Genomic DNA, 21,102 nt, shown 5'->3' with positions numbered 1-21,102 from the left:
AGCACATGGTCTATGTTTTTGGGTGATGCCCCTCGGACTCAATAGCACAGCAGGTCAAACAGAGCAAAGTGAGATGCAATACTATTGCAAGCGTGGTTGGTAGTACGTCCGTGTTGCTACCAACTGATAGCCACGAGCTTAAGCTCATGATTATCATCGTTACCTAAAAGCTGCTTGAGATCTTTTAGGTTTGTACACTAACTAAGTGCTAAGCGTACCTTGCGGTAGCTGAGCGTGGCGAGCATACATATATGTGTGCCCAGTTAAGTAAGCATACATATATGTGTACTCAGTGAAGTAAGCATACATATATGTGTACTCAAGGTAGTTTTAAAGTAAGAGCAGTATTTACTTAGAGCTTAGGCGCATGTGAGATAAGTAATAAGTTGCTTGTCACTACCTTTACTGACTCAAACTTGGATAAATACTATTTATCGCTATTTGATCTTGAAGAGCTACTAGCCCTGTTACTCAGGCTAGTAGCTTGAATCTATACCTTAGTTAAGAGTGTTACTCTTAGGCGTTGGACTTACGCTGACCATAGGTCTTAAACTTCTCAGCCATTAAAGTCATTTCCTCATCTGGGAGGATGTGAGGCTTGCCCATGCAAGATGCCATGTAGTGGATCTGAGAGCAGTACTCAACTTCTTCAATGATGTTGAAGGCGTTTAATAAGTCCTGAGCGCCAGATAAGATGCCGTGGTTAGCCAGGATTACAGCACGACGATCTTTCATGTACTCATAGGAGTTAACTGCTAACTCGTGAGTACCGTAGGTTGCATAAGGAGCGCAACGTACATTAGGACCGGCAACAGCAACCATGTAGTGTGAAGGAGGCAGATCTTGACGCAGAACTGCAAGCACGGTTGCATAAGTAGTGTGAGCGTGAATAACAGCATCAATATCGTTACGGTGACGATATGGCATGAGGTGCATTTCCCACTCTGATGATGGGGTCTTAGTGCCCTCAACGGTCTTGCCGTCTAAGTCGATAATGACGATATCCTCAGGACGAATCTCAAAGAAGTCGATGCCTGAAGGAGTGATCGCAACAGTACCATTCTCACGATCGAATACAGAGAGGTTGCCGCCAGTGCCCTTAGTCAGGTTTGCAGTAACTAAACGCTTGCCAAACTCAACTAAATCATGACGTGCTTTTTCCATCAGCATAATTGTGTTCCTCATTAAGTACAGACCAAATGTCTGTGTGCATCTTCGTATGCTTCAAATAAGCTGATGAGTACATACTAAAGATGCTTATGTCTTGTCTTGCACAAGACGTAGAGCCAAGAGTCTTACAAGGTTGCTATCTTATAGCTAAAGCTCTAAAAAAGAAGCCTGCTAGGGCCTAGGCTCTTAAAAAGTAGCCTGCTTTAGGCAGGAAGAGACAAAGCTAAGCTGCCTCTTGAAAGCAGGCTACGTTGAGTGTGTGTGTTGATAAGACTTAAGCAAGTACTCTAAGTCCTAAGCTAAATGGCTATGCCACTTTAGCTTTGCTATAAGCCAACCCTTTGCAGGATTTGGCTTAGCGCTCTTTAGATAAAACTCTATTTTAGAGCTTGTACAGAGGGCCGTAGTTCTTGCATGCACGGAAGTCTTGGCCTTCCTTATCCATACCGAATGCGTTCCAGCATGATGGACGGAAGATCTTGTCCTCTGGTACGTTGTGGCCGCATACAGGGATACGGAGGATGGAAGCTAAGGTGATTAAGTCAGCACCGATGTGACCGTAAGCGATAGCACCGTGGTTAGCACCCCAGTTGTTCATTACGTCATAAGCGGTCTTGAACATAGCGCTCTTGCCGTCGCAACGTGGAGCAAACCAAGTGCAAGGCCAGGTGTAGTCAGTACGCTTCCACAGCTTCTCAGTAACCTCTTGAGGTAACTTAACAGACCAGCCTTCAGCAATCTGCAGAACTGGACCTAAGCCCTTAACGAGGTTTAAGCGCATCATGGTCATTGGAACTTCAGCGTCAGTTAAGAAACGTGAAGAGTAACCGCCGCCACGGAAGTAGCCTAAGTCAGCTGCGTTCCAGGTGGTTGCCTCTAAGCACTTCTTAATATCCTCATCAGTCATGTCGTACCATGGCTTGATGGTGCGGTTACCCTGCTCATCACGAGCCTGGCAGGAGAAGTCTAATGCAGATGCACCTGAGTTAATTAAGTGTAAGAAGCCGTCGCAATCCTTAGCATGGCCTTCAAGATCGTAGCCGGTTACACGCTTAACTGCATTGCCTGACCAGTAAGTACGTACGTCAGAGAACATAGTGGCGCGGTTGGTTAATAACTTACCAAAGAGCATACCGAAGCCGTTTAATACGTCATTCTCGGTAGCTAAAACCATGGTCTCGCGCTTGCCGTTCCAGTCAAATGAGGAGTTTAATAAAGCCTCAGCGTAGTCGCCGTTAGGGTAGAAGTCAGTCCACTGTCTTTGACCCTGGAAGCCTGCTGCAATAGCGTTGTGGCCTAAAGCCTCTTCCTCACAGCCAGCAGGTAAGTTCTTGTTGCCCTTCATGAGGTCCTTAACGATGACCATCATCTTAACAACGAACTCCCACTGCTCTTCCTTAACCTCTGGAGAGTTCTGCATGGACTCAGGGTTCTTATCGAAGCCTTCCTTGCAGTAAGCCTTGGTCCACTCCATGGCCTTCTTAAACTCTTCTGGGTCGTAGATGTTGTTTTCCATACGACGGATGATTTCAACCTCATCTACAGACTCAACACGCATGCCGAGGTACTCTTCGATGAAGTTAGAGTCGATGATGGAACCAGCAATACCCATACAGATAGAGCCGATCTGCAGATAGCTCTTACCACGCATCTGAGCTGCAGCTAAAGCAGCACGACCAAAGCGTAAGATCTTCTCTTGAACGTCTGCAGGAATGGAAGTGTCGTCAGCATCCTGAACTTCGTGGCCATAAATACCAAATGCTGGAAGACCCTTTTGTGCATGACCTGCTAATACAGCAGCTAAGTACACAGCACCTGGACGCTCAGTGCCGTTAAAGCCCCAAACACCCTTAATGGTGTGCTTGTCCATGTCCATAGTCTCAGAGCCGTAGCACCAGCAAGGAGTTACAGTTAAGGTGATATCAACACCTTCACGACGGAACTTCTCTTGGCAAGCAGCTGCCTCAGGAACACGACCGATAGTGGTATCAGCGATAACTACCTCAACAGGGGTGCCGTCGGTGTACTTTAAGTTAGCGCGCAGTAAGTCAGCAGCGCTCTTGGCCATATTCATGGTTTGCTCTTCAAGAGACTCACGAACCTTCAGTGGGCCGCGACGACCGTCGATAGTAGGACGAATACCGATCTTTGGATGTGACATGGTTTAACTCCTGATGAAATGAGCCTACACAACGACCGAATCTTAGTAAGCAAGACAAAAGCGTAGCTAAACAATGCAAAGTGCTAGGCTTTAAAGAGTGCTTGCTAAGACAACGACAATCCAAAATGGTCGTTGTACATTGCTCTGAAAAATCTATATTGAGCAAGTCTTTGCATGCAGAGGGATTACTCACTGACCCTCTGCATGTGCCTACAAACAGTAGTTTGGTAAGCTAGTTAAACTGTATGGCTTTAGTTATGGCCTACAGTAATGACTTGTAGAGTTCCTTAATATCAGCAACTGAGGTATCACGTGGATTACCGCCAGTGCAGACGTCATTGAAGGCTGACTCAGAGAGGAAGTCTAAGTCCTCTTCCTTAACAATAGCCTTAAGATCCTGTGGAATGCCCACATCACGAGAGAGCTGAGCAACGGCATCAATGGCAGCCTTGCGATACTCTTCTTGTGACATGCTCTCAGCACCCTTAACACCAAATGCCTTAGCAATTGATAAGTACTTATCGCCAGTGAACTCAGCGTTGTACTTCATAACTGTTGGCAGAATGATGGCGTTAGCTACACCGTGTGGAGTGTCATAGTGAGCGCCTAATGGGTGAGCCATAGAGTGAACAATACCTAAACCTACGTTAGAGAAGCCCATACCAGCTACGTACTGAGCTAATGCCATGCCCTCACGGCCCTTAGGATCACCCTCAACTGCTAAACGTAAGTTTGCAGCGATAAGCTCGATGGCCTTGATGTGGAACATGTCGGTCATATCCCAAGCGGCCTTGGTGATCAGACCTTCGATAGCGTGGGTTAAAGCGTCCATACCAGTTGCAGCAGTTAAGCCCTTAGGCATAGAGGCCATCATGTCTGGATCAACCACAGCGATCATTGGCATGTCGTTAGGGTCAACGCATACAAACTTACGATCCTTAGCTGTATCAGTAATTACGTAGTTGATGGTTACCTCAGCTGCAGTACCTGCAGTAGTTGGAACTGCGATAGTTGGAACAGCGTGGTTCTTGGTGTCAGCCACACCCTCAAGGGATACTACGTCAGCAAATTGAGGGTTGGTGATGATAATGCCGATAGCCTTGGCAGTATCCATGGAAGAACCACCACCAATTGCGATGATGTAGTCAGCACCTGACTTCTTGAAAGCCTCAACACCGTGCTGTACGTTCTCAATAGTTGGGTTGGCCTTGATATCTGAGTAGATTTCAAAATCTAAGTGGTTCTCAGTTAACAGATCGGTAACTTTGCTGGTAACACCAAACTTGATTAAGTCAGGATCAGAGCAAACAAATGCCTTTTGAAGACGGCGTTGCTTTACCTCAAGAGGAATGTTCTGGATGGCACCTGCGCCGTGGTAAGAGACGTTGTTGAGAACAATACGATTGGCCATAAGTATTTCCTACCTACATGAGTCCCACAATCGCTCAGACTGTTAAGCCGTATCTTTGCTACTAAACAAGTATTAACTTTGCCTACGTGGCGCTTAGCTTGTCAGTACAAAGTAGAGCTTATCCTTAAGCTCTGTTTACCGGCCTGTCAGCTTGGGTGGTGGAGGCTATAGAAAGTTATGTGATTGTTTACAGCTATGTTTTAAGTGTCGCTGTGTAGCACTTTAAGCAGGTAGGTCAGGCTCTTATCTTGGTTAATATTGCGCTCTGCCTACGTGCTTTTGTTCCCTAATTCCAAGGAGCGGAATCTTTAGACAACACCCTTTTGCAGAGTGATATTGGCATACAGAGCCTTTTCTGAGGTGGCGATAATGCAGTATGCCTTCTTAGCATCCTCGTAGAATGCAAAGCGTTCAATGTTTTCAAAACACTCAGCGCCGCGCTTATCGTATTTAGCAACGATAGCCTTGTACTCATCCCAAATTGGAGTTTCTACAGGATCACCAGGAACAACCTGCATTAAGCTCACAGGCTTGTCGCAGTAAGTATCGAGAGGGAATACCTGTAAGATGGCATCTAAGATCTCTGGTACGCCATGACCATCAGCACGGATGACATAGCAATTCTCACCCATGGACTCACTTGGGAAGTTGCCATCAGCAATAACGACACGATCTGAGTGTCCCATTTCGCAGAGAATCTTTAACAGATCAGGGGAGATGATCGGTGGAATGTTCTTCAGCATGAACTTGCCTCCAGCGTAACTGATGCATATCTCAGTACGCTTGTCTTAAGCACTAAAGCGACAAAGTGATCTTTAGTCATTGTGCGCCCAAGCATTTATCTACAGGAGAATCAATGATTGAGAACCAAACTTAGGCGCAAGACTCATCAGTGTTATTTGTAGTGCAAAGCGCAAGACAAAAATGGTAATTTTTTCATCTCAAAAGGTAGGTTATTTACAAAAACTACCAAAAACGGGACGTTTTGGTAAATTTCATATGTCCAAAACACTGTAATGACCATATTTTGCTATTGTTTTGGTAAATTTTTAACCTTTCAAACGATTTTACAAAAGGTGATAGAGATTTGATTTCAAATACCACCTCTTTTCAAAAAGTGGAATCCACATCTCACTTAACAGCGCAAAAGCCCAATATAACGCCATTTGCGTAATATCTAGGATCCAAGCTGTTTGCATATCTACCGCATTTGTCTTACATTTTTGCCTATCAGTCACAACATCTCTCTTTGGTAAATTATTCACCTTAAGAAACATTTTGTGCCTACCATTTTATGCCCCCTATTCTTGAGTAAGTCCTCCACTGCAAACAAAAGAATAAAACCGCATACACACGCCATTTACACTAATTAGAAAGCCAAAAAACTAGCTTATTTCAAGCAACCTAGCCTCAAAAAACCTATCCAAGATCTGATTGAGACCATCCACCACACCACATCACCTGAGCCCAAAGCAAGTCAGAGTACAAATCTATACAGAACCACCCAGAGTTGGTCTTAAAACCTCCAAGCTTCTATACAGAACTGAAGGTACAACTTTGTATCAAAAGCGCATTAAAGCTAACTGCAACTAGCAGCAGCTGCAGCTGCAGCACCATTACTTATAAGAGCCTAGGATTGCTCTATCCATAGATGAGCATCAATAAGACTCAAGAGTTTGACTTTGAATTCACTGTGGCTAACTTAACAGATACAAACCAGGCAAATCCGCCCCGGATCGGCTGCTTAAAGCCAAACTAAATTTGAGATCATGTTAGCTGTTGAGTGGGAATGTGCTTTTATAAAACAGTGTCTGATCTTTATTGAATGTGATTTGAGGGCAAGTGAAATTGCTAAAGACCGGATTTACTAAGCTTGTGTTATTTGCCTTTGCTTGCTTTTATTCGGTTCCCATAAAGCCTTGTCTAACCAGAATTGGCGCGGTTTTATTAGTTTGGATGGAGCGGAGGGATGGTTTATAGGGTTTGCTTGGGGATCAAAAAAGGCCTCATAGAAGACTATAAGGCCTTTAGCTTTTGGTATGCACTTAAGTGTAATCAAGCATGTTTTTTAAGCTGTTCTTAACAAAGGGGACAATTGCAAGAACGGCTGCAAACAGGTTAGTTGTGCACCATAAGCTCTGTGGCTAGCTTAGAGCTCTAATCTGTTTGGCTTAACACCGTGCTTTGAGCCAATAGGAGCCAAAACTCAAAGCTCAGTGTATTTAAGCTAATCAACACAACTGCTTGATCATGGAAAGTCCGCATGCAAAAATGCGGTAACAGGAAGAAAGATGCAAAACACTTAATACTTTGCTAAGCCCTGGCATGTTGTGGGACATGCTCTTTTATATACTTGTTTGCAAAGTGATTGAGTATGTGTTCTATAAGATCACGCCTTATAAAAAGATCCCCATCTTCTTATCCGCTCGAGGGTGGGAAACATTTTTATAGAGCATGTCATAAGAGACACATTTGTTAAAAAAGCTGTGTGGAGACTGCGTGCTTAAGTGCCTAAAAACAGGCTGCTCTTATTTCTAAGAGCAGCCTGTCTAAGGTCAATCCTTACCTGTTAGTAGTTAAAGCGGTGCAACGCTTGTACTACATGAGAGACTTGTAGAGCTCACGAATCTCGAATACAGAAGTATCACGTGGGTTGCCAGCGGTGCAAACGTCAGCGAATGCAGACTCAGCGAGGAAGTCGAGGTCTTCTTCCTTAACGATGTTCTTGAGGTTGTGTGGAATACCAACATCGTTAGAGAGCTGTGCAACAGCGTTGATTGCTGCCTCGCGGTACTCGTCCTGGTGCATGTCATCAACACCCTTAACACCGAATGCCTTAGCAATGTGACGGTACTTGTCGCCTGTGTAGTCAGCGTTGTAGCGCATTACGGTAGGCAGAATGATGGCGTTAGCAACACCGTGTGGAGTGTCATAAGTTGCACCGAGTGGGTGAGCCATACCGTGAACCAGACCTAAACCTACGTTGGAGAAGCCCATACCTGCTAAGTACTGAGCTAAAGCCATGCCCTCACGGCCCTCAGGCTCGTTGTTTACAGCACCACGTAAGGAGCGAGAGATGATCTCGATAGCCTTGATGTGGAGCATATCGGACATTTCCCAAGCTGACTTGGTGATGAGGCCTTCGATAGCGTGGGTTAAGGCGTCCATACCAGTTGCTGCAGTTAAGCCGCGTGGCATTGAGGACATCATGTCAGGGTCGATAACTGCGATGCAGGCCATGGCGTTTGCGTCAACGCATACGAACTTACGGCCACGCTGTACGTCGGTGATTACGTAGTATGCAGTTACTTCAGAACCAGTACCTGCAGTGGTTGGTACGGTAATGGTTGGAACAGTTGGGTTGCGGGTTGGAGCAACACCTTCTAAGGAAACAACATCAGCAAACTCTGGGTTGGTGATGATGATACCGATAGCCTTTGCAGTGTCCATTGAAGAACCGCCACCAACAGCTAAGATGTAGTCAGCGCCGGAAGCCTTGAATGCTGCAACACCTGAGTTTACGTTCTCGATAGTTGGGTTTGGCTTAACGTCAGAGTAAATCTCGTATGGCAAGTCTGCATCGTCAAGTAAGTCGGTAATGCGGTTGATAACCTTGAACTCGATCAGACCAGGATCGGTACAAATGAAAGCCTTTTTCCAGCCGTGCTGCTTAACTTCAGTAACGATGTGCTGAATTGCGCCCTGACCGTGGTATGAAACTGCGTTGAGAATGATGCGGTTTGCCATAGTAATCAATCCTGAATGTTATTTGTTGACTTACGCCTGCCTGAAGAGGAGCAAGAGCAAATTTGCCTTTTCTTCAGTCGACATGCAGGTGGTCATCAACAAGTTTTTAGTGCAATTCTTTAAGTCGACCAAACTTAAAGAACCTGTATACCAAATTTGTTCAACTTAATAGAGCTGAACTAATCAACTCATAGAGGCCTCGAAGACACGCTGTAGTTAGAGTAGCTATCAAGCCACACTCAGAGTTTTTGCAAAGTGAAGTGCGTGTGCTTCGTTGCGTTGAGGCTATTTTTCCTAAAATCACCAAGTAGTTATGGTAAATTTTTAAGGTGTTTTGGTAGATTTTATTAGTACTTTTCGTTAGTTCATTGGTAGATTTCAGTATTTACAAGTGTGAAAAACCACTTATGTATAAGCATTTTGCAAAAATTGCCCTATGCACTTTCTTGCTGTGAAAAAAGTCGTTCTAAAAGGAGATCCACATTTGATTTTCCTAGTAGATAAGGATTATCACTTGATTCTCTCATGTTCAAATTATCAAGTAGCAGAGAGCTTTATCCCCAATTTGAGCAATTTTTAATCTTTACTTGCGTTTTCTTGCACTAGATCCTTATCACACAACGATCTACGTCACATTCACTCCTGTGCTACAATGACGCTGCAAATTTGCCGAGTCTACAAGGCTCCACTAACTAAGACTTAAAGATCATCTTTGAGTAACTACAATCAATTAACTTTGGTTAATACACAATATTGACCGTAAAAAGCGTCAATGTGTCCTAGATCGCTAAAACGGCTAGGAAGCTAAGCAAATGCACTGCTGTTATCAAAGTTAGGCATGTAGTTACACGCAAACGCCAAGTTCGATCCTATACATACGCTCCAGTCTATACTTATATATGCTGAGCGTTTGTTATATGACCACTAGCAAGCATCAACAGATGCATACATGTGCATCTTTGATTGGCAACTGCATCTAATAAATGCAGCAACTAGTGACAGTCTACGCTTGATCCTGGCTTTGCTAAGAGCTTTATAGCACTAGATGAACTTATGTCTTCTTACCGGTAACTATTAAATGATTGATATCAAGGTAATAAACCCACCTTATCTCAATCCGCCTTATCAACTACGCGATCGTTTTAGAACCTATCTGCCTGTAGTTGTTGATGTGGAAACTGGTGGTTTCAACCCTAAAACTGATGCTCTGCTTGAAGTCTGTATGATCACTGTACAGATTGATAATGCAGGTAAGCTCACTCCAAAAGATCGCTTTAGCGTCAACATCCGTCCTTTTGAAGGCGCACAGCTTGTAAAGAACAATATTGATTTCTTAGGCATTGATCCTTACGACGAGAAACGTAATCTTGTCGATGAGGCTGAGGCCATGAAACCTCTATTTAAGGCTGTGGCAAAAGAAGTGAAAGCTCAAGCTTGTACCAAGGCTATCTTAGTTGGTCACAACGGTGCCTTTGATCTAAGCTTTATCAACGCTGTAGCAGAGCGCATTAATTACAAGCGCAATCCTTTCCACCCATTCTCAGTTATCGACACTGCATCATTAGGCGCATTAGTGCTCGGTCAGACCGTGCTTTCAAGAGCATGTATCTCTGCTGGCATTAGCTTTAATGACAACAATGCCCACTCAGCTGTCTACGACACCGAAAAAGAGTGTGAATTATTCTGCTCGATCTATAACCGCTTCACTATGTATGCCGGTCTCCCAGGTAGGGAATAAACTACCTAAATTACAGCCTGACAAGATGCCTAAAAATGGTACCGACAAGCAGCACATGCTTGTACTTGCCACGACTGTATCTGAACGCCCGCTCTTGCGGGCGTTAAAGTTTTAGCGCCACGCAAAAAACCAATCTTCTACGGCCTCATCAGAGCATTCACACTAAAATCGCTATCCTCAACACACTGACTCAAAATATCTGTCCGCAACAACCTGCCTCAAAATTCCCAACCTCAAATTAGATCTGCACCAATTACACTGCATCTCTAGCCATGGCCAGATCCAAGATCTTAAGAGACGTGTAAGTTTCTACGCAACGTCTAAGATAGCTGCTACTTTTATCAAAAGCCCATAATCATCTTCAAATTAAAGTGATAAACACCTTGCAAGGTGAGTGTGATGAAACTGCAGCACAATAGCCTTATCTGCGCTCTTTTTATACTTACAAGCTGCCAAAAAGCCAGTTACCTTTTTAAAGTAGCTTAACGTGTGTCACTTGATAGCCGTGATCTGCTTTTGAACTGATAATCGATAAATTGCTAAGAAAGTCGTGGTGCATTCTTGTGAAAGTGATGAAAATGATCGAGAGGCAGTGAACTCAATATTAGATACGATACATATCAGGCTCAAGCGGCAAAAGCGCAAATTTGGTCGTGTAAAACAATGCATTTATGTTGATCGCCTTTGTCTGCGTAATTGAGAAAATCACATCATGTGATAAGAAATTGTGAGTTGTGAGCTTGTTATATGAAGCTTTAAAGCATATGCTGTTTTTAGTTTCACAAATTTTGGAGCATCGCAATGTCTTTTGAATTAGTTCCACTCAAGTACGAGAAAAACTCTTTAGGTTTCCTTTCTGAGAACACCTTAAACTTCCACCACGGCAAGCACTTCAACGCCTACGTTGAGACCACCAACAAGTTAGTTGCTGGTTCTAACTACGAAGGCAAGTCCTTAGAAGAGATCATGCGCACCTCCGATGGTCCTTTATTCAACAACGCTGCCCAGGCTTGGAACCACGAGTTCTACTTCAACTGCATTACTGGCGAGACCAAGGCTCCTGAGGGCAAGTTACTCGACTTAATCAACCAGAACTTCGGTTCTTTAGAAGAGTTCAAGCAGAAGTTCGCTGCTTCAGCTGTTGCTAACTTCGGTTCTGGCTGGACCTGGCTCGTTCAGACTGGCCCTAACCTCCTGAAGATCATGAACACCTCCAACGCAGCTAACCCACTCGTTGACGGCTTCACCCCAATTTTAGTTGTTGACGTATGGGAGCACGCTTACTACCTGGATTACCAGAACCGTCGTGCTGACTACCTCAAGGACTTCTTAGAGCACGTAGACTGGACCTTCGTAGCTTCTCAGATGCGTGACGTACAGTAATCTAATCTCCTAGATTTACTGCAGCTCCTGCTTTAAATGCCAACATGGCATAGGGTTTTAGAGGGCCTAAGCGCCCTCTTTAAACCATAAAGCAGGAGCTTTGTTGTTTTTGTAGCACTAAAAACTCAACATCCGCCAGTAACAATCCTTCACACCTCCCCGCTAACGCAAGAGCGCTCAGAGGCCTCGCGTATCTTTTGTCCCGAAAGTATCTTTGGCCCTCACTTACTATCATCTGCACATCTTTTTGCAGCTATAGCATTAGCCGCAAGTCAGATCCATTCTCTAATAGCTAGTTAGATCCATTCATTAACAGAAAGTCAGATCCTTTCTCTAACAGTAAGTCGGCTCCGTTTCTATTTCCGTTAGATAACGACATATTTACTGGAAGTTTTGTCTGTTATGAAGAGCAACTTGCATAAGAACAGCAAAGCTATCATTAACTAGCTTGGCACTTTTCCACGCTGATCTCTTTGCATCAGACAAAACGATCTTTCATCTACCATCTTCAATATTCAATTTTCTGCAGCTTCGCTCAGATCTCGGGTCATGTTGGTGCGCTTGCACCATTCAATTGCATAGTTAACTTTACAAATGGGCAGGTTGCTGTTGCTTTTAGCTGTGGAGATTTGCTTAAGTTAGCCTGCGCTAAGGTAGCTACAAAACTAGTCTACATATACACTGTTTGCACTTTTTATTTGCTAAAAACATGTAGCTTTCTGCTTTGTTTTTCGCATAAATATCGAGTTTTAGGCAAGCTTAGTAAACTTGCATGTAGATCACAATTTTACACTTACACAAAAATGTTAACTTGCCATATACCCTCATTGTGTTAGTTTTTTATTCAGCAGCTTTTCAAGCTAAGCATAAGATGTCTTGCTTTAAGCCCATGATTAGTTGTTCATCAGCACTACTCCATTAAGCAACTCATAAGCGCTGATGTGTGACTAAGCCAATCGATTCTTGGGCTAGCAACAGACTCTGACTGTAAGACCCCAGTTAGCATAGCTTTTTAGCTGCTAGAGCAATCCTTGTATGTGTCTTCCATACTCATAGCCCAATATAGCGGCCGTGGGATCTAGTTCAAGCCTAGGTTTCACGGCCGTACATTGGTACACATAAAGGTTAACTCTAATACGGCTACTACAATCACCTGAGCGAGTCTGTCAGGACTATTGTTTTATGGATACGCCCGTAGTCTTGCTTATGTGCAGAGTAGCTGCTTTTCTCGGCTCATTTATTTTTATAGTACGCATAATTCTCTCTCATATGCTTTTTGGCCTTAACCAAGTGATGCGCTAGTATCTTGGTTTAGAGTCTTATGCACTTGTATCTTGGTTTAGAGTCTTGTGCGCTTGCTTTTACATCATGTATTTTAGTGGGCTGTAGTTTCTTAGATTGCTTGATGGCAAGTCTTTCGTTGTTGTTGTGTTTATTAGCCACCTCATGCTCACTATTGAGTGGCAAGCTTGAAATACGATGCGCCAAAGCATCCTTGCTTTGCTGAGTAATTATTTACGTTTAACCGGTGGCTGTTTTAGCGCAAGTACATTTAGTTTCTTAACTAACTTGAAGCACTTTGAGTGTGTAAGTGCATTCTAATTTGCCTCTTACTGACACTAGAGTGTGATCTTGCTTATAAAAACATAAGTTATTGTACAAAGCTGATTTATTTGATCAGCTAGTATTCGCTATCTAAAGTAGAGCGCGAGTATAATTCTCCGCTCGCGGCGGCTCTTAACTGCACTAAAGCTGATAAATGCGTCATCTTGTACGAGCATTACAGCTTTTTGATAACAAGTGCTTAACAATAGATAAGAGCATGCTCTAAGGATTTGATTTACGTGTACATCTCCTATGTCTTTATGGCAGCAAAAGAAATTTATGTATTGCTACATACATAGCTTAGAAAACTACTTTTAGCCTAAGGAACAAGCTGCATACTATTACAAAGAGCAATTTGAGAATGTACCGCTTTTTGGCAACTAGCTTTAAAGCATGCATGTAGCTGCTTTAAACCAGTTTGCCAGGCTTTAGCATCATGAATAAGGTGCAGTGCCTCGTCATTCATAGAGTTTAGATTGAATGCAAGGTGCATTAAGACTTGTACCTGCTTTGAGATTACAGATAAGTAATGATGCTCAGCCCTTAGTTAATCGTAAGGAGGGGGTATGTTGATTAAAGATCAAGCCCATCGCTACAAAGAGTTAAACGCACCGGAGCGACGAAACTTCATAAGTGCCATCATTGCCACCGTTTTTGGCAAGGTAGTGCTTTCAGGTATTTTCTTACTTGCACTTTTAACCTTAGGTTTCTACACCTTAAACTCTTCAACTGTATACGCAAGCCCACAAGGCTTTACCCACAATCAGATTCAAAGAGCCTCTCCAAAAGGTTTTGGTATCGAAGGCACTCAACCAAACACTGTCCACGGTGTACTGCACAATGGCCACACCAACGACTATGTAGTTTTAGAAGGTCGTTTTAGCTACAAAGAGAAGTCTGACACCATTCAGTACTACTTTACCGATGCTGCAGGTGACACCATTGCTGTAGATATCAGCAAGTCCAACAACGCCGCCCCTCCGATTCCTGATCTCAACTATTACCTCTGGGGTCAAGTTCAGCAAAGCTTCTTCTCTACCTCAATCAATGTAATTGAGTTCACTCCAATGGGCTAAGAAGCTAATCACAGCTTATGCACTCTGTGCAACATTGCTGGCAACCTAAGCCATGCTCCAAGCTTAGCCTATCAAGCTAGCCACGATCTTAAACATGGCTAGCTTAAGCATCCTGCCCATAGACTTCTTATTTATCCGCCAAAAATCATCCGTAACGCATGGCAATTGCAATCTAATCCTTGCTACGGCATGCCTATCCTTTTGATCTTATGTACTGCTATTACAAAGTTGTTGAGGCTATAGTTTGATCTAGTGAGGCTGCTGCTCCAACTTAACTAAGTTTGATCTAGTGAAGCTGCAGCTCCCACTTAACTAAGTTTGATCTTGTGAGGCTGCAGCGCCCTCTTAATTAAAGAGATAACTAAGGCTCATGCACTCTTGGTTAAATGTGGTGCAAAGTATCCTAGATAAGCTAAATATCTACTTACTATGGTGCAAGTGCCTTATAATCATGGCCTCATATCAGACAAACACAATGCTTGCTCTTATTAAGCGTACTCGACTTTATGGATATGAAATTCACCTTTAAGGGATGATTTGCTTTAGCTTGAGTTACTGTTTTTTAGCTTTAGCTTTCTTGTAGCTACTGATGATCTTTATGATCTAAGCGCTAGCTAAAAAGGCGTATACATCATGGTCATGGCTGCTAGTTAATGATCTTTGTGATCGAGTGGCGCTGTTATGTTTAGATGTATGGTGCTGCATCGTGCAATCTTTTGTCTGAGTTTAAGCATGATAGACATACAAGACTTTTACGCGCTACTGGCTCTAGTTTGATAGCGCACGGCCTTTTGCTGTTTGCGTGTGACTAAAGCTTTTTTTGCTGTTTGCGTGTGGCTTTTGTTAACGCTTGTATGTTTAGTTGACTGTTGCGTAGTGCAGCGGCGTGGATAGTTAGGTTTATAACAATGTTTCAGCTTAGGCAGTCATTCTTTCTCTTCTTAACTGCGACCATTTGGGGTTCAGGATTTGTGGCGCAGTCCATTGGTATGGATCACGTCACTCCTTTTACATACACCTTCTTTAGAACCTTTATTGGTGCTGTAGTCTTATTGCCTATCGTTTTTTGGATTAAGTCACGTTCAGCTAAGCAAGAGCAATCAAGTGCGCTTGATGCTGACAGCTCTAATGTGGATGTACAAAAGGCTCATGAGTCTGTCACCTCACAAAATTACCAACGCAAAGATCTCATCATGGGCTCCTTAGTTTGCGGTGCATTTTTAGTGGGTGGTGAGTCCTTTCAGCAGTATGGTTTGGTGACCACTGATGCAGGTAAGGCTGGCTTTATTACATCCATGTACATCGTCTTTGTGCCAATTGTTGGTCTCTTTTTAGGCAAGAAGATCAATATCAGCATTGTAATTGGTGTATTGCTCTCCTTAATTGGCCTGTACCTTTTATGCGTTAAGCAGGATTTAACCTTTGAAAAAGGCGATCTCTTAATCTTAATGTGCGCCTTTGTCTTTACTTTCCACATCTTAGCTATCGACCATTATGTACATAAGTGTGATGGCGTGTACCTCTCTTGTGGTCAGTTCTTCTTTGCCTCATTAATAGCGCTCATCTTAATGCTCATCGTCGACTATGACGTCTTTGCCTGGGAGGATGTATGGGCAGCATCCTTAGCTCTGCTGTGGTCTGGCGTAATGAGTAATGGCGTTGCTTATACCCTGCAGGTAGTGGGTCAGCGTGGTATGCATCCAACTATTGCTACCATCATTCTCTCATTAGAATCTGTAATGGCCGTAATCTTTGGTGTGCTCATCTTAAATGAGTCCCTGACCTTAAAAGAAGGCATTGGCTGTATCCTGATCTTAGTTGCGGTGATCGTGGCTCAGGTAAACTTAAAGACTCTCATTGCCCTCTTCTCTGGCCGCAAGACATCTGTTAATAGCAGCGACGATACGCTTGCATCTGAGGGCAATGGGCAGAGTGCAAAGAGCGCAGCTGAGGGCAACTAAAAGCCAACTACACTACTTGAGCAAGCGCATATGCCATGTATCTGCACTTGCTTAACAACCTACTTTCACGCCACCTTTTTCAAAGGCAAGATAGACTCTCTATCTTGCCTTTTGTATTTAAGGCTGCAGCAAAACTTTTTTCATGTTTAGGCTGAATTATTTACGGTTTAAGGTGAGGGTGTCTATCTGCTTGAAGGATCTGCAAATTTCACTTCCATGAGGTCGATTTGTAGCTATGAATTAGTGCAAAGTACGCTCTATTTTTTAAAGTAGCTCCTTTCTATGGTGCAATTCAAGCGTGTTGTAATACTTGTTATCACCTTGCTAAATAGCAAGTTTGCGATAACTTGGCTTGTATACAAGCTTTGTGCAGTCAAGTTGAGTTAGTAGACTTACATTTTGTAGATTTGACGTTTTAGAAAGTGCGCTCAGATAGGCTATAATAAAGAATCAATTTTTTAAAATGTTCCGTGATGCAGATCACTAACATTTCAATGCTAACAGCTCCTGCGCTGCAAGTTTGCTTAGCAAAAACCTTGATAGCTTCATATCGCGGCTACACTAACATCTGAGCTTAATCTTTTGCACTTTTACCTGACGCTATAGCCTTAAGCACAAAGCATTTCTTAGGCTATTACTATAATTGTGTATAGATAGAGAGTTCAAAGGATTCAGCTTAGTAGTACAAAGCTTAAGAACATTAAGTTTTGCACTAGTCAGGCCTGAAGTTGTTTTTGCAAATGCAGGGGCATCTGCAAGTTTTGGAGATAAGTCATGACTTTTGATGAGATTAAGCAACTCATTGATGAGCATAACGTTCAGTATGCTGATTTGCGCTTTACCAACACCAAGGGTAAAGAGCAGCATATCACCTTACCAATCCACTTAATCACCGAGTCATTCTTCAGTGATGGAAAGCTCTTTGACGGTTCCTCCATGCCGGGCTGGTGCACCATTAACAAGTCTGACATGCTCTTGATGCCAGTTGATGGTCCTGTATTTTTAGATCCTTTCTTCAAGGTTCCAACCATCATCATCCGTTGCGACATTCTTGATCCAACCACTTTAGCTGGTTACGAGAAGGATCCACGCTCTATTGCTCGTCGTGCTGAGAACTTCATGCGCTCTGAGGGTATCGCTGATGAGGCTTTCTTAGGCCCTGAGCTTGAGTTCTACATGTTTGATGGCATCCGCTTCAAGCACGACATGTCTGGCTGCATGTACCAGATCGAAGACTACGAGGCAGCTTGGAACTCTGACAAGGAATATACCGATCGTCCTAACTTAGGCCACCGTCCTATGGTTCAGGGTGGCTACTTCCCTGTTCCTCCAGTTGACTCTTCTCAGGACATCCGTACTCAGATGTGCGATGTTTTAAAGAAGTTCGACATCGAGCCTGAGGCACACCACCACGAGGTTGGTACTGCAGGTCAAAACGAGATTGCTACTAAGTACAACTCTTTAACTAAGAAGGCTGACGAAGTTATGATCTACAAGTATGTAGTTCATAACGTTGCTAACCTGAACAACAAGACTGTAACCTTCATGCCTAAGCCAATGAAGGGTGAGGCAGGTTCTGGTATGCACTGCCACATGTCTCTTAGCAAGGATGGCAAGAACCTCTTTGCTGGTAACCTCTACGGCGGTCTGTCACAGGAAGCTTTATGGTTCATCGGCGGTATCATTAAGCACGCTAAGTCCTTAAATGCTTTCACCAACGCTTCTACCAACTCTTACAAGCGTTTAGTACCTCACTTCGAGGCTCCAGTATTATTAGCTTACTCAGCTTCTAACCGCTCAGCAGCTATTCGTATTCCTCATGCAGTTAACCCAAGCACTGCTCACATTGAGGTTCGTTTCCCAGACTGTCTGTGCAACCCATACCTGTGCTTTGCTGCCTTAACCATGGCTGGCTTAGACGGTATCATCAACCGCATCGAGCCGGGCGATCCACTCGATAAGAACCTCTACGACTTACCACCTGAGGAGTTAACCGGTATTCCTACCGTTGCTGACTCATTAGGCGAGGCTTTAGAGGCTCTTAAGGCTGACCACGAGTACCTCCTTGCTGGTGGCGTATTCACTGAGGAAGCTATTCAGTCCTACATCGAGCTTAAGGCTCAAGAAGTATCCTTAGTCCGCGATACTCCACACCCAGCTGAGTTCAGCCTCTACTACAGCCTCTAATTATTAATCGGCAAGTACTCTTTCAATCAGTACTCGTCTTTATCTAGAAGCTAAAAAAGCAGCGTTAGTTATCTTGCGCTGCTTTTTTGTTTTTGGGGCCGCCATAACGCCTTACAAGCGCCATCAACCATGCGCGTAGGCTGTGCATCAATGCAGCATCTTGAGCCTTGTGATGCTTAAAAACATACAAGAGACTTCAAAAACCATAATAAGATGCTTCTCTGATGCTTTTAGATCGCGAAAGTGGCCTTAAATAAGCTTTTCTAGGTTAGAATATGCACACTATATTTACTGCAGTCCTGCACTAAAGAAAACTAAGTAAGCGCTTAATCTATGCTTATGCATCAGCACATTCCTATAAAAGTATAGAGCTCTTAGTTAAGTTAATTAAGCTAACTAAGCTTGATACATATAGCAGCACTAAGTAATCGATCTTTTAGGAACTAACAGGAGAGTCGCGCCGGAGCTTTCATCAGGCCTCTAAAAGCGTCTGTAATTAACACAGCAAACAAAGCGCACATTGTTGTGCATCTTTACTTGCAGTTTGGTTACAGGGCAAAGCTATCATCAGGCTTGGCGCGCAATTTTAAAACATGACATCACAACGTTCCATGCTGGTAACCTCAGCTCTGCCGTATGCAAACGGACCAATTCACTTAGGCCATATGCTTGAGCATATACAGTCGGACATCTTTGTTCGCTACCACCGCGCCAAGGGTGATCAGGTCTACTACGTTTGTGCCGATGACTGCCATGGCACCCCAATTATGATCAAGGCAGGCGACATGGGCATTACCCCTGAGGAGCTTATTACTCAGGTCGGTTTAGCTCACAAAGCCGATTTCGATGGCTTCTTGATCTCATACGACAACTACTACCGCACCCATTCTCCAGAAAACCAAGAGTTCTCCACCGAGATCTACAAGAAGCTGCGTGATAATGGTTTTATTACCACTCGTACTATCTCTCAGCTTTATGATCCTGAGAAGAACATGTTCCTGCCTGATCGCTTTGTTAAGGGTACTTGCCCTCGCTGCGGTGCCAAGGATCAGTACGGCGATAACTGCGAAGTATGCTCTGCTACTTATGATCCTACTGATCTTAAGGACGCTTACTCCTCAATTTCTGGTGCTAAGCCAGTCTTAAAGGACTCTGTACACTACTTCTTTGATCTGCCTAAGTTCAATGATTTTCTCAAGGATTTCATCCAAAACTCAGGTGCTGTCTCAGAGAGCATGGCTAACAAGCTCAACGAGTGGTTTGAGCAAGGCTTAAAGCAGTGGGATATCTCCCGTGATGCACCATACTTTGGCTTCCAAATCCCAGATACTGAAGACAAGTACTTCTACGTATGGCTCGATGCTCCTATCGGCTATATGGCATCCTTTAAGAACTTCTGTGATAAGAACGGCGTAAACTTCGACGATTTCTTTAAGGCAGATAGCGATAAAGAGCTCTACCACTTTATTGGTAAGGACATTTTATACTTCCACTCATTATTCTGGCCTGCAACCTTAAAGGGTTCTGGTTACCGCCTGCCAAATGGCGTGTTCGTACACGGCTATGTAACCGTTAACGGCACCAAGATGTCCAAGTCCAAGGGCACCTTCATTCAGGCTTCAACCTACTTAAAGCACTTAAAGCCAGAATGCTTACGTTACTACTTTGCCTCCAAGCTCACTGATGAGGCTGTAGATATCGATCTGTCCTTAGATGACTTCCAGGCTAAGATCAACTCAGATATCGTAGGTAAGATCGTTAACCTCGCCTCTCGTTGCGCAGGCTTCATCACCAAGCGCTTTGAGGGCAAGTTAGCCTCAGAGCCTTTTGACAATGAGCTTATGGAAAAGCTCGGTTCTATTGCTGAGACTGTAAACAAGGGCTATGCATCTCGCAATTACGCTGATGCTATCCGTGCTGTTATGTCTCTTGCCGATGAGGCTAACCGCTACATCGACCGTGAGGCTCCATGGGTAATTGCCAAGGAAGAAGGTCAAGATGATAAGCTGCAGCGCGTTTGCACCGATGGTCTGAACGCATTTAAGGCTATCATCACCTACTTAAGCCCTGTTCTTCCTGAGATCGCTGATAAGGCTCGTGAGTTCTTAAACACCGATTTAGCTTTTGATGATGCAGCTAAGCCATTACTTGGCCACACCATCAACAAGTTCAGCCCAATGTTCACTCGTATAGATCCTAAGAACATTGAAGCTATGATCGAAGATAGCAAGCAAGACTTAAAGGATGCTGCATCTAAGAGCGCAAAGGCTGACGACAAGGCTAAGGCCAAGGACGGTGCTGAATCTGGCGCATCTGAGTATGAGCCACTTGAGAGCGAAATTACCATCGACGACTTTGCCAAGATCGACTTACGTGTTGCCACTATCATCAAGGCTGAGCAAGTTGAAGGTGCTAAGAAGTTACTGCGCTTAGAGTTAGACTTAGGCTTTGAGCAGCGCCAGGTCTTTGCCGGCATTAAGTCTGCCTACAAGGATGCCGATGCTTTAGTTGGTCGCCAGGTTATCGTGGTTGCTAACTTAAAGGCTCGCCAGATGAAGTTTGGTCTGTCTCAGGGCATGGTGATGGCTGCAGGCCCTGGCGGTGAGGATATCTTCTTACTCTCCCCAGACGCTGGTGCAAAGAATGGCGATCGCGTCCACTAA

The 21,102-nt window shown here is 43.9% G+C and carries 11 protein-coding genes; 6 read left to right on the top strand and 5 right to left on the bottom strand.

What is annotated here, in order from left to right; all coding sequences use genetic code 11:
• Positions 1 to 516: 516 nt before the first annotated feature.
• The 5 genes from RDO37_RS08315 to fucO (RDO37_RS08295) form a co-directional block, all read right to left on the bottom strand.
• Positions 517 to 1,170, bottom strand: a complete 654-nt coding sequence (locus tag RDO37_RS08315; RefSeq protein WP_027939501.1) for an L-fuculose-phosphate aldolase — start codon at positions 1,168 to 1,170, stop codon at positions 517 to 519.
• A 382-nt stretch (positions 1,171 to 1,552) separates the two neighbouring features.
• Positions 1,553 to 3,331 carry an L-fucose isomerase gene (locus RDO37_RS08310; protein ID WP_027939500.1) on the bottom strand — a complete coding sequence of 593 codons (1,779 nt, stop codon included), beginning with the start codon at positions 3,329 to 3,331 and terminating at the stop codon, positions 1,553 to 1,555.
• Positions 3,332 to 3,593: 262 nt separating this feature from the next.
• Positions 3,594 to 4,742 (bottom strand): lactaldehyde reductase, encoded by a 1,149-nt coding sequence (gene fucO / locus RDO37_RS08305; protein ID WP_308498756.1) that lies wholly within the window; start codon positions 4,740 to 4,742, stop codon positions 3,594 to 3,596.
• Between the two features lie 308 nt (positions 4,743 to 5,050).
• Positions 5,051 to 5,485 (bottom strand): RbsD/FucU domain-containing protein, encoded by a 435-nt coding sequence (locus tag RDO37_RS08300; protein ID WP_308498755.1) that lies wholly within the window; start codon positions 5,483 to 5,485, stop codon positions 5,051 to 5,053.
• Between the two features lie 1,855 nt (positions 5,486 to 7,340).
• Complete coding sequence (gene fucO, locus RDO37_RS08295) at positions 7,341 to 8,489, bottom strand: lactaldehyde reductase (protein WP_308498754.1); 1,149 nt, start codon at positions 8,487 to 8,489, stop codon at positions 7,341 to 7,343.
• Positions 8,490 to 9,567: 1,078 nt separating this feature from the next.
• Here fucO (RDO37_RS08295) and rnt point away from each other — a divergent pair.
• The 6 genes from rnt (at position 9,568) to metG (ending at position 21,102) form a co-directional block, all read left to right on the top strand.
• On the top strand, positions 9,568 to 10,227 hold the full coding sequence (gene rnt / locus RDO37_RS08290) for a ribonuclease T (RefSeq protein WP_308498753.1): 660 nt from the start codon (positions 9,568 to 9,570) through the stop codon (positions 10,225 to 10,227).
• An 801-nt stretch (positions 10,228 to 11,028) separates the two neighbouring features.
• Entirely contained in the window at positions 11,029 to 11,610 is a 582-nt protein-coding gene (locus tag RDO37_RS08285) for a superoxide dismutase (RefSeq protein ID WP_027939495.1), read from the top strand.
• 2,171 nt (positions 11,611 to 13,781) lie between these two features.
• Entirely contained in the window at positions 13,782 to 14,291 is a 510-nt protein-coding gene (locus RDO37_RS08280; protein ID WP_027939494.1) for a hypothetical protein, read from the top strand.
• Between the two features lie 908 nt (positions 14,292 to 15,199).
• Positions 15,200 to 16,252, top strand: a complete 1,053-nt coding sequence (locus tag RDO37_RS08275; protein ID WP_308498752.1) for a DMT family transporter — start codon at positions 15,200 to 15,202, stop codon at positions 16,250 to 16,252.
• A gap of 774 nt (positions 16,253 to 17,026) precedes the next feature.
• The gene (glnA, locus tag RDO37_RS08270) at positions 17,027 to 18,439 is read left to right on the top strand and encodes a type I glutamate--ammonia ligase (RefSeq protein ID WP_308498751.1); all 1,413 of its coding nucleotides are present in this window, start codon (positions 17,027 to 17,029) and stop codon (positions 18,437 to 18,439) included.
• 593 nt (positions 18,440 to 19,032) lie between these two features.
• On the top strand, positions 19,033 to 21,102 hold the full coding sequence (metG, locus tag RDO37_RS08265; protein WP_273325474.1) for a methionine--tRNA ligase: 2,070 nt from the start codon (positions 19,033 to 19,035) through the stop codon (positions 21,100 to 21,102).

Origin of the sequence: uncultured Anaerobiospirillum sp., assembly GCF_902485895.1 — a bacterium.
GTDB lineage: Bacteria > Pseudomonadota > Gammaproteobacteria > Enterobacterales > Succinivibrionaceae > Anaerobiospirillum > Anaerobiospirillum succiniciproducens.
The sequence above is the reverse complement of the archived record's forward strand: the minus strand, read 5'-3'. Positions and strand labels throughout refer to the sequence as shown.

Coding starts and splice junctions, on each gene's coding strand:
- RDO37_RS08315 (WP_027939501.1), bottom strand. CDS start 1,170: ATGCTGATGGAAAAAGCACGTCATGATTTAGTTGAGTTTGGCAAGCGT.
- RDO37_RS08310 (WP_027939500.1), bottom strand. CDS start 3,331: ATGTCACATCCAAAGATCGGTATTCGTCCTACTATCGACGGTCGTCGC.
- fucO (WP_308498756.1), bottom strand. CDS start 4,742: ATGGCCAATCGTATTGTTCTCAACAACGTCTCTTACCACGGCGCAGGT.
- RDO37_RS08300 (WP_308498755.1), bottom strand. CDS start 5,485: ATGCTGAAGAACATTCCACCGATCATCTCCCCTGATCTGTTAAAGATT.
- fucO (WP_308498754.1), bottom strand. CDS start 8,489: ATGGCAAACCGCATCATTCTCAACGCAGTTTCATACCACGGTCAGGGC.
- rnt (WP_308498753.1), top strand. CDS start 9,568: ATGATTGATATCAAGGTAATAAACCCACCTTATCTCAATCCGCCTTAT.
- RDO37_RS08285 (WP_027939495.1), top strand. CDS start 11,029: ATGTCTTTTGAATTAGTTCCACTCAAGTACGAGAAAAACTCTTTAGGT.
- RDO37_RS08280 (WP_027939494.1), top strand. CDS start 13,782: ATGTTGATTAAAGATCAAGCCCATCGCTACAAAGAGTTAAACGCACCG.
- RDO37_RS08275 (WP_308498752.1), top strand. CDS start 15,200: ATGTTTCAGCTTAGGCAGTCATTCTTTCTCTTCTTAACTGCGACCATT.
- glnA (WP_308498751.1), top strand. CDS start 17,027: ATGACTTTTGATGAGATTAAGCAACTCATTGATGAGCATAACGTTCAG.
- metG (WP_273325474.1), top strand. CDS start 19,033: ATGACATCACAACGTTCCATGCTGGTAACCTCAGCTCTGCCGTATGCA.